The following is a 19,250-nucleotide window of genomic DNA, read 5'->3' as shown; positions in this document are numbered from 1 at the left end:
TGGTGTCAGCCTTGGATCAGCCCTTGAGCGAGTTGAGTTCGTCGACGTTGATGCTCGACTTGTTGCGGAACAGCAGCACCAGCAGCGCGAGGCCGATGGCCGACTCGGCCGCGGCCACCGTCAGGATGAAGAACACGAAGATCTGTCCGTGCATGTCGCCCAGGAAGTGCGAGAAGGCGACGAAGTTCATGTTGACCGCGAGCAGCATCAGCTCGATGGCCATCAGCAGCACGATCAGGTTCTTGCGGTTCAGGAAGATGCCGATCACCGACAGCGCGAACAGCATCGCGCCCAGCGAGAGGAAGTGTCCGAGGGTGAGCGTCATGCCTTGTTCTCCTTTGCTGCCGTCGCGGCCGCTTCGGCCGGTGCTTCCACCACGGGCTCCGCCGCGCGGGTGACCGGCATCTGCACCACGCGCACGCGGTCGCGCGCCTTCACGCGCACCTGGTCGGCCGGGTCGACGTACTTGCTGTCCTTGCGGGTCCGCAAGGTCAGCGCGATGGCGGCGATGATGGCCACCAGCAGGATGACGGCCGCGATTTCCAGCGGATAGAGGTATTCGGAGTACAGCAGCTTGCCCAGCTCGAGCGTGTTGGAGCTGTTGGCCGCCGCCACCGCGCGTGGTGCCTCGCCGAGGCGGAAGCCGCCCATCAGCACCGCCGCCATTTCGAGCGCGATCAGCGCGCCGACGGCCGCGGCCAGCGGGAAATGCTTCCAGAAGCCCTGCCGCAGGCTGTCGACGTTGATGTCGAGCATCATCACGACGAACAGGAACAGCACCATCACCGCGCCCACGTAGACCAGCACGAGCGAGATCGCGAGGAATTCGGCGCGCAGCAGCAGCCAGATGGCCGAAGCCTGGAAGAAGGCCAGCACGAGGTACAGCGCCGCGTACACGGGGTTGCGGGCGGTGATGACGCGGAACGATGCGAACAGCAGCACCGCGGCAAACAGATAGAACAGACCGGTCTTGACGTCCATGAGTTCGAATTCGTAGGGTTCAGGCCAGGCCGGGTCAGCGGTACTTGGCGTCAGCCGCCTTGTTCGCCGCGATTTCTTTTTCGTAACGGTCGCCCACGGCCAGCAGCATGTCCTTGGTGAAGTACAGGTCGCCGCGCTTTTCGCCGTGGTATTCGAAGATGTGGGTTTCCACGATCGAGTCGACCGGGCAGCTCTCTTCGCAGAAGCCGCAGAAGATGCACTTGGTCAGGTCGATGTCGTAGCGCGTGGTGCGGCGCGAGCCGTCGTCGCGCACATCGGATTCGATGGTGATCGCGAGCGCCGGGCACACGGCCTCGCAGAGCTTGCAGGCGATGCAGCGTTCCTCGCCGTTCTCGTAGCGGCGCAGCGCATGCAGGCCGCGGAAGCGCGGCGACAGCGGCGTCTTCTCTTCGGGGAACTGCACCGTGATCTTGCGGCTGAAGGCGTACTTGCCCGTGATGGCCAGGCCCTTGAACAGCTCGAACAGCATGAAGCTGCCGAGGAAGTCCTTGAGCGAGAACGGCGCGGACGGGGTTGCGGTGTGCGCAGACATGGTGTTGGCGCTTCCAGTTATTTCCAGATGTTGAACGGCGTCTGCATCCAGCCACCGACCACGACCAGCCACACGAGGGTGACGGGAATGAAGATCTTCCAGCCCAGACGCATGATCTGGTCATAGCGGAAGCGCGGGAACGTCGAGCGCACCCACAGGAACATGGTGACCACGCAGAAGGTCTTCGCGCCGAGCCAGATCCAGCCCGGAATGAAGCTCAGGAACTCGAACGGGGGCAGCCAGCCGCCGAGGAACAGCACGACGGTCAGGATCGAGACCAGCCACATGTTCGCGTACTCGGCCAGGAAGAACATCGCGAAGCTCATGCCCGAGTACTCGATCATGTGACCCGCGACGATTTCCGATTCGCCTTCCACCACGTCGAAGGGATGGCGGTTGGTCTCGGCCAGGCCCGAGATGAAGTAGACGACGAAGATCGGCAGCAGCGGCAGCCAGTTCCACGACAGGAAGCCGACGCCGAGGTTGGCGAACATGCCCTTGCCCTGCACGTTCACGATCTCGCTCATGTTCAGGCTGCCGGTGACCATCAGCACCACGACGAAGCAGAAGCCCATCGCGATTTCGTAGCTCACCATCTGGGCCGAGGCGCGCAGCGCGCCCAGGAAGGCGTACTTCGAGTTCGAGGCCCAGCCCGCGATGATCACGCCATAGACCTCGAGCGAGGTGATGGCCATCACGAACAGCAGGCCGGCGTTGATGTTGGCGAGCGCGACGTCGGGACCGAAGGGAATCACGGCCCAGGCGGCGAGCGCCGGCATGATGGTCATGATCGGGCCGAGCAGGAACAGGCCCTTGTTGGCGACCGTCGGAACGATGATTTCCTTGGTCATCAGCTTGAGCGCGTCGGCGATCGGCTGCAGCAGGCCCAGCGGCCCGATGCGGTTCGGGCCCACGCGGATCTGCGTGAAGCCGATGGCCTTGCGTTCCCACAGCGTGAGGTAGGCCACCGCCAGCATCAGCGGGATGACCACGACGATGATCTTGATCAGCGTCCAGATGACGGGCCAGACCACGCCGGTCCACCAGCCGGCGGCGACGAGACCCTGGCCGAAGCCGTGAATGGCGTCGATCATGCCGACACCTCCTCGGCCTGCACGCTGGCGGGCGCGGCACCGATGCCGTGGCCCGCGTTGCGTGCGTCGGCGGTCAGTTGCAGCGACGGCGCGCGGCGCACGATCGAATCGAGCTGGTAGATGCTCGCGACCACGGGCGCGGGCGCACCGTTGGCGGCCACGGCGGCAACGCTCGTTGCGTTGCGCAGCGCATCGGCCGGCAGCGCGCCGTTGTCGCCCACCGTGCGCAGCACGTCGGCGGTGGACTCGAACGAGAAGCCTTGCAGGCCCAGCAGGTTGGCGAGCACGCGCAGCACCTTCCAGGCCGGACGGGCTTCGCCCTGCGGCTTCACCACGGCATGGAAGCTCTGCAGGCGGCCTTCGGCATTGACGAAGCTGCCGGGCGTTTCGGTGAACGGCGCGATCGGCAGCAGCACGTCGCTGAATTCGAGGTTGGCCTTGAACGGGCTCAGCGTGACCACCATCTGCGCATTGCCGATGGTGTCGGCGGCGGCGGCGCCGGCGGCCGAGTCGAACACCGGCTCGGTGTTCAGCAGCAGCACGGCCTTGAGGCCGGAGCCGGCGGCGAGCATCTGGCCGGCGTGGAGGCCGCCGTTCCTGGGGAACGCGCCCACGAGCTGCGCGCCCACGGTGTTGGCGGCTTCGGTCAGGTAGCCGACGCTGGCACCGGTCTGCGCGCCGATCCAGTTGGCCAGCGCGAGCAGGCTGCCGGCCTGCGCATGGTGCGCGGCGGCATTGCCCAGCAGGATGGCCTTGCGCTCGCCGCTCAGCAGCGACGCGGCGATGGCCTGCGCGGTGGCATCGGGCTCGTTGGCGGGTGCCAGCGGCGCGGCGGCGCCGGTGGACTGGCCCACCACGGTCGCGATGGCGGCCAGCACTTCGATCCATTGGCCGGCATCGACGATGGCGGCCTGCGCGGGCTGGATGGCCCAGGCTTCGGCGTCGGCCATCAGCTTCTTGGAGGTCAGCACGCTGAGCGCGGCGCCCTTGCGCACGGCCTGGCGGATGCGCTGCGCGAACAGCGGATGGTCCTTGCGCAGGTTCGAGCCGACGACGAAGGCGCGCTGCAGCTGCGTCAGCGAGGCGATCGAGGTGCCGAGCCAGCGGATGCCTTCGAAGGCCGTGAATTCGGCGTTGCGCAGGCGGTAGTCGATGTTGTCGCTGCCGAGCTCACGCGTGAGCAGTGCGGCGAGCTGCAGCTCCTCGAGGGTGCTGTGCGGGCTGACCAGCGTGCCGATGCTCTGCGCGCCATGGTCGGCCTTGATCTGCTTGAGGCCATTGGCCACGTACTCGAGCGCGGTCTGCCAGTCGACCTGCTGCCATTGGCCGCCCTGCTTGAGCATGGGCTGCGTCAGACGCTCGGTCCCGTTGAGCGCTTCGTACGAGAAGCGGTCGCGGTCGGCGATCCAGCATTCGTTGACGTCTTCGTTCTCGAGCGGCACCACGCGCATCACGCGGTTGTTCTTGACCTGGACGATCAGGTTGGCACCGGTGGAGTCGTGCGGGCTCACCGACTTGCGGCGCGACAGCTCCCAGGTGCGGGCGCTGTAGCGGAACGGCTTGCTCGTGAGCGCGCCGACCGGGCAGATGTCGATCATGTTGCCCGAGAGCTCGGAGTCGACCGAGTCGCCGAGGAAGGTCTCGATCTCGGAGTGCTCGCCGCGGTGCGACATGCCGAGCTCCATCACGCCGGCCACTTCCTGGCCGAAGCGGACGCAGCGCGTGCAATGGATGCAGCGGCTCATCTCTTCCATGCTGATCAGCGGGCCCACGTCCTTGTGGAACACGACGCGCTTTTCTTCCTCGTAGCGCGAGGAGGAGCCGCCGTAGCCCACGGCCAGGTCCTGCAGCTGGCACTCGCCGCCCTGGTCGCAGATCGGGCAGTCCAGCGGGTGGTTGATCAGCAGGAACTCCATGACCGACTGCTGGGCCTTGATCGCCTTCTCGCTCTTGGTGCGGACGATCATGCCCTGCGTGACGGGCGTGGCGCAGGCCGGCATCGGCTTGGGCGCCTTTTCGACGTCGACCAGGCACATGCGGCAGTTGGCCGCGATGCTGAGCTTCTTGTGATAGCAGAAGTGCGGGATGTAGGTGCCGGCCTTGTCGGCAGCATGCATGACCATGCTGCCTTCGGCCACTTCGACCTTCTTGCCGTCGAGTTCGATTTCAACCATATGTCTTTCTCGCGCTCAGGCCTGGACCGTTGCCTTCGGGACGTAGCCCGGGATCAAGGCTTCGAACTCGTGGCGGAAGTGCTTGATCATGGCGCGCACCGGCATGGCCGCCGCGTCGCCGAGGGCGCAGATGGTGCGGCCCATGATGTCGCCGGCGACGGAGTCCAGCAACTGCAGGTCGCTGGGCTTGCCCTGGCCGTTGTGGATGCGGTCGACCACGCGGTAGAGCCAGCCCGTGCCTTCGCGGCACGGCGTGCACTGGCCGCAGGATTCGTGCATGTAGAAGTACGAGAGGCGCTTGAGCGACTCGACCATCGAGCGACTGTCGTCCATCACGATCACCGCGCCCGAACCCAGCATGGAGCCGGCCTTCGAGATGGAGTCGTAGTCCATCGTGCACTGCATCATGATGTCGGCCGGCAGCACCGGTGCCGACGAGCCGCCGGGGATCACGGCCTTGAGCGTGCGACCCTTGCGCACGCCGCCGGCCAGTTCGAGCAGCTTGGAGAACGGCGTGCCCATCGGCACCTCGTAGTTGCCCGGCAGTTCGACGTCGCCGCTGACCGAATAGATCTTGGTGCCGCCGTTGTTCGGCTTGCCGCACTCGAGGTAGGCCTGGCCGCCGTTGCGGATGATCCAGGGCACCGCCGCGAAGGTCTCGGTGTTGTTGATGGTGGTCGGCTTGCCGTACAGGCCGAAGCTGGCCGGGAACGGCGGCTTGAAGCGCGGCTGGCCCTTCTTGCCTTCGAGCGATTCGAGCAGCGCGGTTTCCTCGCCACAGATGTAGGCACCGAAGCCATGGGCGGCGTGCAACTGGAAGTTGTACGTGCTGCCCATGATCTTGTCGCCGAGATAACCGGCGGCGCGCGCCTCCTCGAGGGCTTCCTCGAAGCGGTCGTAGCTCTGGAAGATCTCGCCGTGGATGTAGTTGTAGCCCACGCTGATGCCCATCGCGTACGCGGCGATGGCCATGCCTTCGATCACGATGTGCGGGTTGAACTGCAGGATGTCGCGGTCCTTGCAGGTGCCCGGCTCGCCTTCGTCCGAGTTGCAGACCAGGTACTTCTGGCCCGGGAACTGGCGCGGCATGAAGCTCCACTTCAGGCCGGTCGGGAAACCGGCGCCGCCACGGCCGCGCAGGCCCGAGGCCTTGACTTCGGCGATCACCTGGTCGGGCGTCAGGCCCTCGGTGAGGATCTTGCGCAGCGCCTGGTAGCCGCCGCGCGCCTCGTAGTCGGCGAGGTGCCAGTTGGTGCCGTCGAGGCCGGCATAGATCTGCGCGCCGATGTGGCGGTCATGGAAGCAGGTCTGCACGCCGGTGGCGCGGAACTGCGAAAGAACCTGATCGGGCGTCATCACGAAGCCTCCCCGGAGGTTGCACTGCGCAGGCCATCGACGAGCTGATCGAGCTTGTCGTTGCTCATGAAGCTGCACATCGTGCGGTCGTTGACCAGCATCACCGGCGAATCGGCGCAGGCGCCCAGGCACTCGCTCTGCTGCAGCGTGAACAGGCCGTCGGCCGTGGTCTCGCCCATCTTGATGCCGAGCTTCTTCTCGAGATGCACGAGGGCGGTGACGCCATCGCGCAGCTGGCACGGCAGGTTGGTGCAGACGTTGAGCTTGTACTTGCCCACCGGATGCTGGTTGTACATGTTGTAGAAGGTCGTGACCTCGTGCACCGCGATCGGCGCCATGCCGAGGTACTCGGCAATCTCGCGCTCGCGCTGGGTGCTCACGAAGCCCTCGTCCTGCTGCACGATCGCCAGGCAGGCCATCACGGCCGACTGCTTGCCGGCCTCGGGGTACTTGGCCACCTCGCGCGCGAAGCGTTCGAGGGTCGCAGGCTTCAGCGGCGCCGAAGGCGCCGCGTGAGTGTCATGGGTAGAGGAAGTCATTCGCTCTTTCTCACCTGTCGATTTCGCCGAACACGATGTCCATCGTGCCGATCACCGCGACAGCGTCGGCGATCATGTGACCGCGCGACATTTCGTCGAGGGCGGCGAGGTGCGGGAAGCCAGGGGCGCGGATCTTCAGGCGGTACGGCTTGTTGGCGCCGTCGCTCACGAGATAGATGCCGAACTCGCCCTTCGGATGCTCGACGGCGGCATAGGCCTCGCCCTCGGGCACATGGAAGCCTTCGGTGAAGAGCTTGAAATGGTGGATCAGCTCCTCCATGTTCGCCTTCATCGATTCGCGCGCGGGCGCGGCGACCTTGTGGTTGTCGGTGATCACCGGGCCGGGGTTGGCGCGCAGCCAGGCCGAGCACTGCTGGATGATCTTGTTGGCCTGGCGCATCTCCTCGACGCGCACCAGGTAGCGGTCGTAGCAGTCGCCCGTCTTGCCGAGCGGAATGTCGAACTGCATCCGGTCGTAGACGTCGTAGGGCTGCTTCTTGCGCAGGTCCCATTCGACGCCCGAGCCCCGCAGCATCGGGCCGGTGAAGCCGAGGTTCAGCGCGCGCTCCGGCGTGACCACGCCGATGCCCACGGTGCGCTGCTTCCAGATGCGGTTGTCGGTGAGCAGCGTCTCGTACTCGTCGACCATCTTCGGGAAGCGCTTGCAGAAGTCGTCGACGAAGTCGAGCAGCGAGCCCTGGCGGTTCTCGTTGAGCTTCTCGATCGCCTTCGCGTTCTTGATCTTGCTGACCTTGTACTGCGGCATCACGTCCGGCAGGTCGCGGTACACGCCGCCCGGACGGAAGTAGGCCGCGTGCATGCGCGCGCCCGACACCGCTTCGTACATGTCGAACAGGTCCTCGCGTTCGCGGAAGCAGTAGATGAGCATGTTCATCGCACCGCAATCGAGGCCGTGCGCGCCGAGCCACAGCAGGTGGTTCAGCAGCCGGGTGATCTCGGCGAACATGACGCGGATGTACTGCGCGCGGATCGGCACCTCGAGGCCCATCATCTTCTCGATGGCGAGGCAGTAGGCGTGCTCGTTGGACATCATCGACACGTAGTCGAGGCGATCCATGTAGGGCAGCGACTGGATGAAGGTGCGCGATTCGGCGAGCTTCTCGGTCGCGCGGTGCAGCAGGCCGATGTGCGGATCGGCGCGCTGGATCACTTCGCCGTCGAGCTCGAGCACCAGGCGCAGCACGCCGTGCGCGGCCGGATGCTGGGGACCGAAGTTGAGGGTGTAGTTCTTGATTTCGGCCATGTCAGTGGAGTCCGCCGCCGTAGTTGTCTTCGCGGATCACGCGCGGCGTGATCTCGCGCGGCTCGATCGATACCGGCTGGTAGACCACGCGCTTCTGTTCTTCGTCGTAGCGCATCTCGACATGACCCGACACCGGGAAGTCCTTGCGGAACGGATGGCCGATGAAGCCGTAGTCGGTCAGGATGCGGCGCAGGTCGTCGTGACCCTCGAACACGATGCCGTAGAGGTCGAAGGCTTCGCGCTCGAACCAGGTCGCCGCGTTCCACACGGGCTGCAGCGAATCCACCACAGGCAGGTCTTCGCTGGGCGCGAACACCCGCAGGCGCACGCGCTGGTTGAGGCTCACCGACAGCAGGTGCGAGACGACGCCGTAGCGCTCGCCTTCCCACTCGCCTTCACGGTAGTCGGAATAGTCCATGCCGCAGAGGTCGATCAGCTGCTCGAAGCGGCAGCCCGGCGCATCGCGCAGCAGCAGCGCAGCATCGATGTAGTTCGCGGCACTCACCACCACGGTCACCTCGCCGAGCGCGACGGTCACGCTCCTGGCCTTGTCGCCCAGGGTCTGCACCAGAGTCGCCTGCAGCGCCTCCGGAGAAATTGCAAAGTCGGTCATCTCGGCAATTCCTCAGGCACGCGCGATGGTGTTGGTGCGGCGGATCTTCTGCTGCAGCTGGATGATCCCGTAGAGCAGCGCTTCGGCGGTGGGCGGGCAGCCCGGCACGTAGACGTCGACCGGAACGATCCGATCGCAGCCGCGCACCACCGAATAGCTGTAGTGGTAGTAGCCGCCGCCGTTGGCGCACGAGCCCATCGAGAGCACCCAGCGCGGCTCGGGCATCTGGTCGTAGACCTTGCGCAACGCCGGCGCCATCTTGTTGCACAGCGTGCCGGCCACGATCATCAGATCGGACTGACGCGGGCTCGGACGGAACAGCATGCCGAAACGGTCGATGTCGTAGCGGGCTGCGCCGGCGTGCATCATTTCGACCGCACAGCAGGCCAGACCGAACGTCATCGGCCACAGAGATCCGGTCTTCGCCCAGTTCACCACCGAGTCGTAGGTGGTCGTGACGAAGCCTTCCTTGAGAACGCCTTCAATGGCCATCGTGTAACTTCCTTATTCCCAGTCGAGCGCGCCTTTTTTCCACTCGTAGGCGAAGCCCACGACGAGGATGGCGAGAAAGATCATCATGGCCCAGAAGCCGACAGCACCGATCTCCTTGAGCGCAATGGCCCACGGGAAGAGAAAGGCAATCTCCAGATCGAACAAGATGAAGAGAATGGCAACCAGGTAATAGCGCACGTCGAACTTCATGCGCGCATCCTCGAAGGCCTCGAAACCGCACTCGTAAGGTGCGTTCTTGGCTGCGTCAGGCCGATTGGGGCCGAGGATGTATCCGATGACCTGTGGAGCGACGCCTACGCCGACCCCGACCAGAATGAACAAAAGGACGGGAAGGTAGGAATCGAGGTTCATCGGGAGCTTTCACCGCTTGCCACCGACAGAAGCACCTTCATGAGGCGTCCTGTCGGTGAGATTTGGTGCGGTCGGCGAGACTCGAACTCGCACAGCTTTCGCCACTACCCCCTCAAGATAGCGTGTCTACCAATTTCACCACGACCGCGGTTTTTTCTGTTCGGATGGCATGAGGTTCCTACGAAGAGGTTTGGCTTTCCGAACAGCTTTAGAGTTTACCCTGAAATGAAGCCATTTCTTACGGGTCACTCTGAAAACATCAGAGTTACTTGCTGGGAATCTGTCCCGCGCCAGCCGCAGGCGCGCTCGCGGGCGCCGCAGCAGGTGCCGCGCCCGACTGACCCGAGGGAATCTGGCCTGCCGCGCCCGAAGCCGGCGTGGCCGGCACGCCGATGGCGGCGCGCTCCAGCAGGCTGCCGCCGCCCGTGGGACGTGCATGGCTGAAGTAGGCCAGCAGCAGCGTGCAGGCGAAGAACACCGCGGCCAGCACGGCCGTGGTGCGCGAGAGGAAGTTCGCGCTGCCGCTGGCGCCGAACAGGCTGCCGGCGCTGCCGCTGCCGAAGGCCGCGCCCATGTCGGCGCCCTTGCCGTGCTGGATCAGGATCAGCCCGATCATCACCAGCGCCGACAGCATCTGCACGCCGACCAGAAGGTTGAGGACCACGTTCATTCGTTCTTACTCCTAATTGATGCCTGCCCTGCCCGCTTCAGCGGGCGGCGGCGGAAATGATCTGCAAAAAGTCGGGAGCCTTCAGGGAAGCGCCGCCGATCAGGCCGCCGTCGATGTCGGCTTGCGCCAACAGCTCGGCCGCGTTGGCGGCATTCATGCTGCCGCCGTAGAGGATCTTGATGCCGGCCGCGTGCTCGCTCGCGGCATGGTGCAGTTGCGCACGCAGCACCGCGTGCACCGCCTGCGCCTGTTCGGGCGTGGCCGTCTTGCCGGTGCCGATGGCCCACACGGGTTCGTAGGCGACCACGATCTCGCTGATGCAGTGGCCGTTCACGTGGATGACCGCCGCCAGCTGGCGCTTCACCACTTCCTCGGTCTGCCCTGCTTCGCGCTGCGCCAGCGTCTCGCCGACGCAGACGATCGGCGTGATGCCGTTGGCCAGCGCGGCCGCGGTCTTCGCGGCCACAGCGTCGTCGGTCTCGCCGTGGTATTGCCGGCGCTCCGAATGGCCGACGATGGCATAGCGCACACCGAAGTCCTTCAGCATCGCCGCCGACTGCTCGCCCGTGAAGGCGCCCTGCGCCTGCGCGGAAATGTCCTGCGCGCCCAGCGCCATCGGCGAACCCGCCAGCAGCGACTGCAGTTGCGCGAAATACGGCGCAGGCGCGCACAGCGCGATGTCGCACGCGGGCGCATTCGCCGCGAGCCCCTGCCGCAGCGCCGTCACCAGCGCCTCGTTGGCAGCCAGGCTGCCATTCATCTTCCAGTTCCCTGCGATCAGCTTCTTGTGGGTCGTCATCGTGCTCGTCTCGTCACCAGGTCAGCACGATCTTGCCGATGTGCTGATTCGATTCCATCAGCGCATGCGCCTGCGCCGCGCCGCTGGGCTCGCCGGCCGCCGCGAAGGTGCTGTGGATCACCGGCTTGACCGCGCCGCTATCGAGCAGCGGCCACACCTTCTCGCGCAGCGCCTTGGCGATCGCACCCTTGAATGCCACCGGCCGCGGACGCAGCGTCGACCCCGTGATCGTGAGCCGCTTGCGCAGCACCAGACCCGCGTTGATCTGACTCTTGACGCCGCCCTGCACCGCGATGATCACCAGCCGGCCGTCCTCGGCCAGGCATTCGACCTCGCGCGCCACGTAGTCGCCCGCGACCATGTCGAGGATGACGTCCACGCCCTTGCCGCCGGTCAGCGACTTCGCCACTTCGACGAAATCGGCCGTGCGGTAGTTGATCGCGTGATCGGCGCCGAGTTTCAGGCAGGCCTCGCACTTGTCGTCGCTGCCGGCCGTGACGATCACGGTCGCGCCCAGCGCCTTGGCGATCTGGATCGCCGTGACGCCGATGCCGCTCGAGCCGCCCTGGATCAGCAGGGTTTCGCCCTTATGCAGGCGGCCGCGCTCGAACACGTTGCTCCAGACGGTGAAGAAGGTCTCGGGCAGCGAAGCCGCCTCGACGTCGCTCCAGCCCTTGGGCACCGGCAGGCACTGCGCCACGGGCGCCACGCACAGCTGCGCATAGCCGCCGCCGGCGATCAGCGCGCAGACGCGGTCGCCGATCGCGAAGCCCGCCTCGGCCAATGCCGCGGCATCGCCCGACACGATCTCGCCGGCCACTTCGAGGCCCGGCAGGTCGGAAGCGCCGGGCGGCACCGGATAGTGGCCCATGCGCTGCAGCACGTCGGGGCGGTTGACACCGCTGGCCGACACGCGGATCAGCAGCTCGCCCGCGCCGGCGACCGGATCGGGACGATCCGTGACGCGCAGCACCTCGGGGGCGCCGTACGAAGCGATTTCAATGGCTTTCATGGTCTCCTGGCCTCCAGCCGCCCGTGCGACGGGCGCATTCAGCAATCGGAAAGGCAAAGGCGGCGCGCGGCGCATGCCGCGGCCGCCATGGCCTTCTTACTCCTGCGACTCGCGCGGAGCCTGCGGCTGCTGCGACTCGCCGGCCGGAGCCTGCTCGTTGCGCGGCTGCTGCTGGTCGTTGTTGAAGCGCGGAGCGCGCTCGCCACGGTCGCCGCCGCGGTCACCGCGATCGCCGCGATCACCACCACGGTCGCCGCGGTCGCCACGGTCACGGCGCTCGCCGCCACGGTCGCCACGGTCTTCGCGCGGCGGGCGCTCGCTGTATTCCATGCCGGCCGGACGCTCGGTCAGTGCCTTCATCGACAGCTTGACGCGACCCTTGTCGTCGGTCTCGAGGACCTTGACCTTCACGATCTGGCCTTCGCTCAGGTAGTCGGTCACCTTCTCGACGCGTTCGTGCGCGATCTGGCTGATGTGCAGCAGGCCGTCCTTGCCGGGCAGCAGGTTGATCAGCGCGCCGAAGTCCAGGATCTTGGTGACCGGGCCTTCGTAGATCTTGCCGATCTCGACCTCGGCCGTGATCTGCTCGATGCGCTTCTTGGCCTCTTCGGCCTTGGCCGGATCGGTCGACGCGATGGTGATGGTGCCGTCTTCGTCGATGTTGATCTGCGTGCCGGTTTCTTCCTGCAGGCCGCGGATGACCGCGCCGCCCTTGCCGATCACGTCGCGGATCTTCTCGGGGTTGATCTTCAGCGTGGTCAGGCGCGGCGCGAACTGCGACACGTCGGCCTTGGCCTCGCCCATCGCTTCCTGCATCTTGCCCAGAATGTGCATGCGCGCTTCCTTGGCCTGCGCCAGCGCGACCTGCATGATTTCCTTGGTGATGCCCTGGATCTTGATGTCCATCTGCAGGGCGGTGATGCCGTTGGTCGTGCCGGCCACCTTGAAGTCCATGTCGCCGAGGTGGTCCTCGTCGCCCAGGATGTCGGTCAGCACCGCGAAGCGGTTGTCTTCCTTGATCAGGCCCATGGCGATGCCGGCCACGTGGGCCTTCATCGGCACGCCGGCGTCCATCATCGAGAGGCAGCCGCCGCAGACCGAAGCCATCGACGAGGAGCCGTTCGACTCGGTGATTTCCGACACCACGCGCACGGTGTAGGGGAACTCTTCCTTGTTCGGCAGCACGGCGACGAGCGCGCGCTTGGCGAGGCGGCCGTGGCCGACTTCGCGACGCTTGGTCGAGCCCATGCGGCCGACTTCACCGGTGGCGAAGGGAGGCATGTTGTAGTGGAACAGGAAGCGGTCCTCGAACTCGCCGGCCAGCGCGTCGATGCGCTGCGCGTCGCGTTCGGTGCCCAGCGTGGTCACGACCAGCGCCTGGGTCTCGCCGCGCGTGAACAGCGCCGAGCCGTGGGTGCGCGGCAGCACCGAGTTGCGGATCTCGATCGGGCGCACGGTGCGCGTGTCGCGGCCGTCGATGCGCGGCTCGCCTTGCAGGATCTGGCTGCGCACGATGCGCGCTTCGATCGCGAACAGCAGGTCGCTGACCTTGCCCGCGTCGAATGCGGCGCCTTCGGCCTTCAGGGCCTCGTAGACGCTGGCATTGGCTTCGCGCAGGGCCTGGGTGCGGGCCTGCTTGCTGCGGATCTGGTAGACGGCGCGCAGCTTCTCTTCGGCCAGGCCGTTGACCTTGGCGATGAAGTCCTCGTCCTTGGCTTCGGGCGCCCAGGTGCCTTCCTTGAGCCACAGCGGCTTGCCGGCCTCGCGCACCAGCTCGTGGATGGCGTTGATCGCCAGCTTGCCCTGCTCGTGGCCGAAGACCACGGCGCCGAGCATGATGTCTTCGGCCAGTTGCTGGGCTTCGGACTCGACCATCAGCACGGCGGCTTCGGTGCCGGCCACGACGAGGTCCATCTGCGAATCCTTGCGCGCGGTCTGGCCCGGGTTCAGCACGTACTGGCCGTTGATGTAGCCCACGCGCGCGGCGCCGATCGGGCCGTCGAACGGAATGCCCGAGACCGACAGGGCAGCGCTCACGGCGATCATCGCGGCGATGTCGGCGTCGACTTCGGGGTTCAGCGACACGGTGTGGATCACCACGTGCACTTCGTTGAGGAAGCCCTCGGGGAACAGCGGACGGATCGGGCGGTCGATCAGGCGGCTGGTCAGGGTTTCATGTTCGCTGGGCTTGGCTTCGCGCTTGAAGAAGCTGCCGGGGATCTTGCCGGCGGCATAGGTCTTCTCGATGTAGTCGACGGTCAGCGGGAAGAAGTCCTGGCCCGGCTTGGCGGTCTTGGAAGCGACCACGGTGGCCAGCACGACGGTGCCGTCGATGTCGACCAGCACGGCGCCCGTGGCCTGGCGGGCGATTTCGCCCGTTTCCATGACGACGGTCTTGTCGCCCCATTGGAAGGACTTGGTGACTTTGTTGAAGAGGCTCATGTTTGCTCCTGTTTTAGTAGCAGATCATCGAAGATCCGCACGGCTCGGAGGGCTTTTTCAGAACACGATGCCATTCCAGCGAAGCTCGATTCGAACTTCCCTGGAATGACACAGCTTCGCTCTGTAGGGCACCCCGAAAGTGGTTCGCGAAGTAAAAAACGCCTGAGCTAGCGGACTAACCCAGGCGTTTTTTCATGCGATTCGGCTTACTTGCGCAGGCCCAGCTTGGCGATCAGCGCGGTGTAACGGTCGGCGTCCTTGGACTTCAGGTAGTCGAGCAGCTTGCGACGGCGGCTCACCATGCGCAGCAGGCCGCGACGGCCGTGGTGGTCCTTGGCGTGCGTCTTGAAGTGGGGGGTGAGCTCGTTGATGCGGGCGGTCAGCAGTGCAACTTGCACTTCGGGGCTGCCGGTGTCGTTGGCTGCGCGGGCGTTGTCCTTGACGACTTCGGCCTTGATGGAGGCTGCGATCATTGGTTTTTCCTTTGTTCCGGTGGTGTTTGACTTGCGGTGGGTGCTGGAACTGCGCTCACCGTGCGCCTTGCGGCATGCAAAGCCTTGGGATTATACATCGGCCGTCCTGGGCGCCCCTTCCCGGTGCCGGCCGTCGAGCGAGACCAGCGCCACCGCCCCCAGCACGCAGGCCGCGCCGGCGATCTGGGGCCAGCCCACCGGTTCGCCGAGCCACCAGGCCGCGAGGGCCAGTGCCGACACCGGCATCAGCGCCGTGAACAGCGCCGCCTCGGCGCCGCTGAGCCGGGCCGCGCCCGCGTACCAGAGCAGGAAGCCCGCCACCGTCGGCACCAGCGCGTAGTAGGCCACACCGGCCAGCGCCTCGGCCGGCAGGGGCTGCAGCCAGGCACGCTCCAGCAGCGCGGGCAGCAGCGACAGCAGCAGCCCCAGCGCGGTCATCGCGCTCGACTGCGCGAGCGGCGGCAGCGGCACGCGCAGCCGCTTGTTGAGCAGGATGAACAGCGATTCGAAGGCCACCGCGCTCAGCACCAGCAGGTTGCCGAGCAGCGCGGCCGGCGTGCGGGCACCGCCCTCCCCGCCCGGCCGCAGCGTGATCGCCAGCACGCCCAGGCTCGCGAGCACGATCCCGCCCAGCAGGTAGCGCCCGGGCCGCTCGCGCAGCGCGAGCACCGCCACCAGCGCGGCGATGGCCGGCAGAGTGCCGGCCACCACGCCCGCGTCGGCCGCCGGCGCCCAGCGCAGGCCCAGGATCAGCAGCACCGTGTAGCCGACACTGCCCGCGGCCGCCTGGCACAGCAGCAGCCAGGCATCGTGCCGGTCCGGGCGCGGCCAGCGCACGCGCATCCACCGCATCAGCACCAGGAACACCGGCAGCGCCAGCGCGAAGCGCAGCGCGGTCGCCGTGAACGGCGGCAGGCCGCTCGCGATCAGCTTGCTCGCGACCACCGTGCTGCCGACCGTGACCATCGCGAGCGCGCACAGCCACATCCCCTTGCTGCGTTCCGACATGCTTTTCGCCCTTCTTTCATTTGCAGAAAGCGCGAGCGTCTCCCGCCGGAGGCGCGGCGGTCTTGAACGAAATTGCAGGGGACCGGCTCAGGCGCCGTGCGCGGCCGCGTATGCGCCAGGCGTGAAGCCCAGGAAACGGACGAAAGCCCGCGTCATGTGGCTTTGGTCGGCGAAACCCGCACCGGCCGCGGCATCGGCCAGCGCCCGGCCCTGCGCGATCAGCCGCCGCGCGCGCGACAACCGGCATTGCTGCAGCCAGGCATGCGGCGGCAGCCCGAAGGCGGCCGCGAAGCCGCGCAGCAGCTGCCAGCGGCTCAGGCCGGCCTCGTGCGCGAGCTCGGCCAGCGTGGGCGCGGCCACGCAGTCGTCGGCGATGCGTGCCCGCGCGCGCTCCAGCGCCACGGAAGCGATGCGAGGCACGGGTTCCGGCATAAGCGCGCCCGGCGCATCGCGCAGCAACTCGAGCACGCCCTGCTCGAGCGCCAGCGCATCGGCGCCCTCGGCCACGCCCGCGAGCAGCCGTTCGACCCCGTGCCGCAGCGCCGGATCGTTGAGCACCGGCCGCGTCAGCTCGAGCCCGGGCGCGGCATCGGCCAGCAACGCGGGCGCCAGGTGCAGCATGCGCCAGGCGCGCGCCTCGCCGCGCAGCGCGACGCCGTCGTGCACCTCACCGGGATTGACCGTGATGACGTCCCCGCGCACCGCCTCGACCGCGCCGCGGCCGCTGGCCGAGCGCTGGCCGCCGCGGTCGATCACACCGATGCCGTAGACGTCGTGCATGTGGCGCGGAAAGCTGCGCGCCGATTCGGCCGCGATCGTCTGCAGGCCCGGCAGCGCCGAGCCGCGGATGCGCACGGCGTCGACGGGCACGGGCCTCGGCGTCATTCAGCCCTGCTGCTTCGCGAGCCAGCCGCGCAGCCGCTCCACGCCCTGCACCAGCCGCTGCGGATCCTTCGAGGCGAAGCACCAGCGCAGCCAACCCTGCCCCTCGGGCGCGAAGGCGTTGCCGGGCGCGAGTCCGAGCCCGGCCTCGACCACCAGCCGCTTGGCCACCTCGAAGGAATCGTCGAAACCCTCGAGCCGGAAGAAGGCATACATGCCGCCCTTGGCCGGCGCCACCTGCACGCCCGGCACGGCCGCCAGCAGCGGCACCAGCGTGTCGCGGCAATGCTTGAGATGCGCCACCACGCGCGGCGTGATCTCGGCCGTGTGCTCGATCGCCGCCACCCCGGCGCGCTGCGTGAACACGCTCGCGCACGAGGTGTTGAACTCGATCAGCTTGCCGATGCCCTCGACCAGCGCGGGCGGCAGCACCAGCCAGCCCAGGCGCCAGCCGGTCATCAGGAAGCTCTTCGAGAAGCTGTGCGTGACCACCAGCCGGTCGTCGGGCCGGGCGATGTCGAGGAAGCTCGGCGCGCAGCCGTTGGCCGTGGGTTCGAAGTACAGGCGCTCGTAGACCTCGTCCGCGAGGATCCAGGTGCCGGTCTCGCGGCAATGGTCGAGCACGGCCTGCTGCTCCTCGCGCGTCATCGTCCAGCCGGTCGGGTTGTTCGGCGCGTTGACGATCAGCAGCTTGGTGGTCGACGTGACCGCCGAGCGCAGCGCCTGCAGGTCGAGCGTCCATTCGCCCTGCACCGGCACCAGCGGCACCGTGCGCACCGTCGCGCCGAGGATCGCGGGCTGTGCCGTGAGGTTGGGCCACACGGGCGTCACCGCGACCACCTCGTCGCCGGCATCGACCAGCGCCTGCACCGCGAGCATCAGCGCGCTCACGCCGCCCGATGTGACGGCGATGCGCGAGGCATCGACCGCGGGATGCAGGCTGCTGGTGTAGCGCGCGATCGCCGCGCGCAGCTCGGGCAGGCCGAGGTTGTGGGCATAGAAGGTCTCGCCGCGCTGCAGCGAATCGATCGCCGCCTGGCGGATGACTTCGGGCGTGACCTCGTCGCTCTCGCCGAACCAGAAGGCGAGCACGTCGCTGCGGCCGAGGCCGGCATTGGCGACTTCGCGGATCTTGGAGGCTTCGAGGTTGTGGATGGCTTGGCGCATGCTGTGTTCTTCTTTCGTTGTCGTCGTGTCTTCGCTTCGTGGCAGCCCGCTCAGGGGCGCTTCATCTTGCACGAAGTCGGCAGCTCCGCGCGCTCGGGGGCAATGGTCTTGATCACGCGAAAGCCGTAGCCAGAACCCTCGACGTCGAACTGCACGCCCGGCCGGCCCTGCTTGTCCATCACGCCGACCACGAGCTGCTGCTGGAACTGGTGGTCGGCCGCGCGCATGCGCCCGCGCTGGCCGTACAGCGTGACGTCGGCCTGCTCGAGCGCGCGCGCCACCGCCACGGTGTCGGTGCTGCCCGCGCGCTCGAGCGCCTGCGCCAGCGACTCGATCAAGAGCTGCATGCGCATGTGCACGTAATCGTCCGCGGGCTTCGGAAAGCGCGTGCGGAAGGCGCGGTAGAAGGCCTCCGACTGCGGCGTCTGCACGTTCGGCAGCCAGTCGGCCACCGCGATCACGCGGCCGATGCCGGCATCGCCGATGGCCGCGGGCGCGCCCAGCGCATTGCCGTAGAAGGTGTAGAAGGTGCCGTTGAAGCCGGCCTCGCGCGCGGCCTTCACGAGCAGCGTGAGGTCGTTGCCCCAGTTGCCAGTGACCACCGCCTGCGCGCTGCTCGCGATGATCTTGCTGGCGTAGGGCGCGAAGTCCTTGACCTTGCCCAGCGGATGCAGCTCGTCGCCGACGATCTCCACGTCGGGCCGCAGCGCGCCGAGCTGGCGCCGCGATTCGCGCAGCACCGCCTGGCCGAAGCTGTAGTCCTGTCCCAGCAGGTAAATCCGCTTGAGCGCGGCGTCGTCCTTCACCACGTCCATCAGCGCGGCCACGCGCATGTCGGCATGGGCGTCGAAGCGGAAGTGCCAGAAGCTGCAGCGCTCGTTGGTCAGCGAGGGCTCGACCGCCGCGTAGTTGAGGAACAGCATGCGCCGCTGCGGGTCGCGCTCGTTGTTCTTGTCGATCGCATCGATCAGCGCCGCCGCAGTGGCCGAGGAGTTGCCCTGCAGCACGATGCGCGCGCCATCATCGATCGCGGCGCGCAGCGCCGACAGCGCTTCCTCGTTCTGCCCCTTGCTGTCGTAGCGGTCGAGCTGCAGTGGCCGCGCGCCGCCCGGCAGCTTGATGCCGCCGCGTGCATTCACGCGCTCCACGGCCCACAGCAGGTTGCGGAACACCGCCTCGCCGGTGTTGGCGAACGGGCCGCTCATGCTCTCGATCAGCGCGAGGCGGATGGGTGCGGGCGGGGTCTGCGCGAGCGCCGCGAAGGGCCTCGCGCATAGCGACAGTGCCGCGAATTTCAAGGCCTGGCGGCGCTCGAAAAAGCTGGAATTCATTGACTTGAAACGCGCGCCGCTGGGCCTA

Annotated in this window: 20 protein-coding genes and 1 tRNA gene; all 21 read right to left on the bottom strand. The window is 67.1% G+C overall.

The window, feature by feature from the left end; genetic code table 11:
* Positions 1 to 16 precede the first annotated feature (16 nt).
* The 21 genes from nuoK to AC07RV_RS28540 all read right to left on the bottom strand — a co-directional run bounded on the left by nuoK (position 17) and on the right by AC07RV_RS28540 (position 19,222).
* A complete protein-coding gene (gene nuoK / locus AC07RV_RS28640; RefSeq protein ID WP_093339357.1) occupies positions 17 to 325 on the bottom strand; it encodes an NADH-quinone oxidoreductase subunit NuoK in 309 nt (102 codons plus the stop codon).
* A complete protein-coding gene (locus tag AC07RV_RS28635; protein ID WP_093339360.1) occupies positions 322 to 981 on the bottom strand; it encodes an NADH-quinone oxidoreductase subunit J in 660 nt (219 codons plus the stop codon). Before AC07RV_RS28635 ends, nuoK begins: the two co-directional genes overlap by 4 nt.
* Positions 982 to 1,015: 34 nt before the next feature.
* Complete coding sequence (gene nuoI / locus AC07RV_RS28630) at positions 1,016 to 1,534, bottom strand: NADH-quinone oxidoreductase subunit NuoI (protein ID WP_208513593.1); 519 nt, start codon at positions 1,532 to 1,534, stop codon at positions 1,016 to 1,018.
* A 17-nt stretch (positions 1,535 to 1,551) separates the two neighbouring features.
* Positions 1,552 to 2,628 carry an NADH-quinone oxidoreductase subunit NuoH gene (gene nuoH, locus AC07RV_RS28625; protein ID WP_208513594.1) on the bottom strand — a complete coding sequence of 359 codons (1,077 nt, stop codon included), beginning with the start codon at positions 2,626 to 2,628 and terminating at the stop codon, positions 1,552 to 1,554.
* On the bottom strand, positions 2,625 to 4,802 hold the full coding sequence (gene nuoG, locus AC07RV_RS28620) for an NADH-quinone oxidoreductase subunit NuoG (RefSeq protein WP_296775870.1): 2,178 nt from the start codon (positions 4,800 to 4,802) through the stop codon (positions 2,625 to 2,627). The genes nuoH and nuoG overlap by 4 nt, the downstream gene beginning before the upstream one ends.
* 15 nt (positions 4,803 to 4,817) lie before the next feature.
* Positions 4,818 to 6,158, bottom strand: a complete 1,341-nt coding sequence (nuoF, locus tag AC07RV_RS28615; RefSeq protein ID WP_093339368.1) for an NADH-quinone oxidoreductase subunit NuoF — start codon at positions 6,156 to 6,158, stop codon at positions 4,818 to 4,820.
* On the bottom strand, positions 6,158 to 6,697 hold the full coding sequence (locus tag AC07RV_RS28610; RefSeq protein WP_296775874.1) for an NADH-quinone oxidoreductase subunit NuoE family protein: 540 nt from the start codon (positions 6,695 to 6,697) through the stop codon (positions 6,158 to 6,160). The genes nuoF and AC07RV_RS28610 overlap by 1 nt, the downstream gene beginning before the upstream one ends.
* Before the next feature lie 10 nt (positions 6,698 to 6,707).
* On the bottom strand, positions 6,708 to 7,961 hold the full coding sequence (locus AC07RV_RS28605) for an NADH-quinone oxidoreductase subunit D (RefSeq protein ID WP_093339373.1): 1,254 nt from the start codon (positions 7,959 to 7,961) through the stop codon (positions 6,708 to 6,710).
* Position 7,962: 1 nt separating this feature from the next.
* Positions 7,963 to 8,574 (bottom strand): NADH-quinone oxidoreductase subunit C, encoded by a 612-nt coding sequence (locus AC07RV_RS28600; protein WP_093339376.1) that lies wholly within the window; start codon positions 8,572 to 8,574, stop codon positions 7,963 to 7,965.
* A gap of 12 nt (positions 8,575 to 8,586) precedes the next feature.
* Complete coding sequence (locus AC07RV_RS28595) at positions 8,587 to 9,066, bottom strand: NuoB/complex I 20 kDa subunit family protein (RefSeq protein ID WP_057592164.1); 480 nt, start codon at positions 9,064 to 9,066, stop codon at positions 8,587 to 8,589.
* A gap of 12 nt (positions 9,067 to 9,078) precedes the next feature.
* Positions 9,079 to 9,438: an NADH-quinone oxidoreductase subunit A gene (locus tag AC07RV_RS28590; RefSeq protein ID WP_012748607.1), complete on the bottom strand. Its 360-nt coding sequence runs from the start codon at positions 9,436 to 9,438 to the stop codon at positions 9,079 to 9,081.
* Positions 9,439 to 9,501: 63 nt separating this feature from the next.
* Positions 9,502 to 9,586, bottom strand: a tRNA-Leu gene (locus tag AC07RV_RS28585).
* A gap of 117 nt (positions 9,587 to 9,703) precedes the next feature.
* The gene (gene secG, locus AC07RV_RS28580) at positions 9,704 to 10,108 is read right to left on the bottom strand and encodes a preprotein translocase subunit SecG (RefSeq protein ID WP_057592163.1); all 405 of its coding nucleotides are present in this window, start codon (positions 10,106 to 10,108) and stop codon (positions 9,704 to 9,706) included.
* 37 nt (positions 10,109 to 10,145) lie between these two features.
* Positions 10,146 to 10,907: a triose-phosphate isomerase gene (gene tpiA, locus AC07RV_RS28575; RefSeq protein WP_296775879.1), complete on the bottom strand. Its 762-nt coding sequence runs from the start codon at positions 10,905 to 10,907 to the stop codon at positions 10,146 to 10,148.
* 13 nt (positions 10,908 to 10,920) lie between these two features.
* Complete coding sequence (locus AC07RV_RS28570) at positions 10,921 to 11,919, bottom strand: NAD(P)H-quinone oxidoreductase (RefSeq protein WP_296775882.1); 999 nt, start codon at positions 11,917 to 11,919, stop codon at positions 10,921 to 10,923.
* Between the two features lie 96 nt (positions 11,920 to 12,015).
* Complete coding sequence (pnp, locus tag AC07RV_RS28565; RefSeq protein WP_296775885.1) at positions 12,016 to 14,361, bottom strand: polyribonucleotide nucleotidyltransferase; 2,346 nt, start codon at positions 14,359 to 14,361, stop codon at positions 12,016 to 12,018.
* A 206-nt stretch (positions 14,362 to 14,567) separates the two neighbouring features.
* Positions 14,568 to 14,834: a 30S ribosomal protein S15 gene (rpsO, locus tag AC07RV_RS28560; protein ID WP_007837783.1), complete on the bottom strand. Its 267-nt coding sequence runs from the start codon at positions 14,832 to 14,834 to the stop codon at positions 14,568 to 14,570.
* Positions 14,835 to 14,924: 90 nt separating this feature from the next.
* Positions 14,925 to 15,842, bottom strand: a complete 918-nt coding sequence (locus tag AC07RV_RS28555) for a DMT family transporter (protein WP_296775889.1) — start codon at positions 15,840 to 15,842, stop codon at positions 14,925 to 14,927.
* An 87-nt stretch (positions 15,843 to 15,929) separates the two neighbouring features.
* Complete coding sequence (locus AC07RV_RS28550) at positions 15,930 to 16,727, bottom strand: helix-turn-helix transcriptional regulator (protein ID WP_296775891.1); 798 nt, start codon at positions 16,725 to 16,727, stop codon at positions 15,930 to 15,932.
* Entirely contained in the window at positions 16,728 to 17,936 is a 1,209-nt protein-coding gene (locus AC07RV_RS28545) for a pyridoxal phosphate-dependent aminotransferase (RefSeq protein ID WP_296776212.1), read from the bottom strand.
* 5 nt (positions 17,937 to 17,941) lie between these two features.
* Positions 17,942 to 19,222 carry a branched-chain amino acid ABC transporter substrate-binding protein gene (locus AC07RV_RS28540; RefSeq protein ID WP_296775893.1) on the bottom strand — a complete coding sequence of 427 codons (1,281 nt, stop codon included), beginning with the start codon at positions 19,220 to 19,222 and terminating at the stop codon, positions 17,942 to 17,944.
* Positions 19,223 to 19,250 lie beyond the last annotated feature (28 nt).

The organism is Variovorax sp. GW821-FHT09B01, assembly GCF_059418345.1.
The sequence above is the reverse complement of the archived record's forward strand: the minus strand, read 5'-3'. Positions and strand labels throughout refer to the sequence as shown.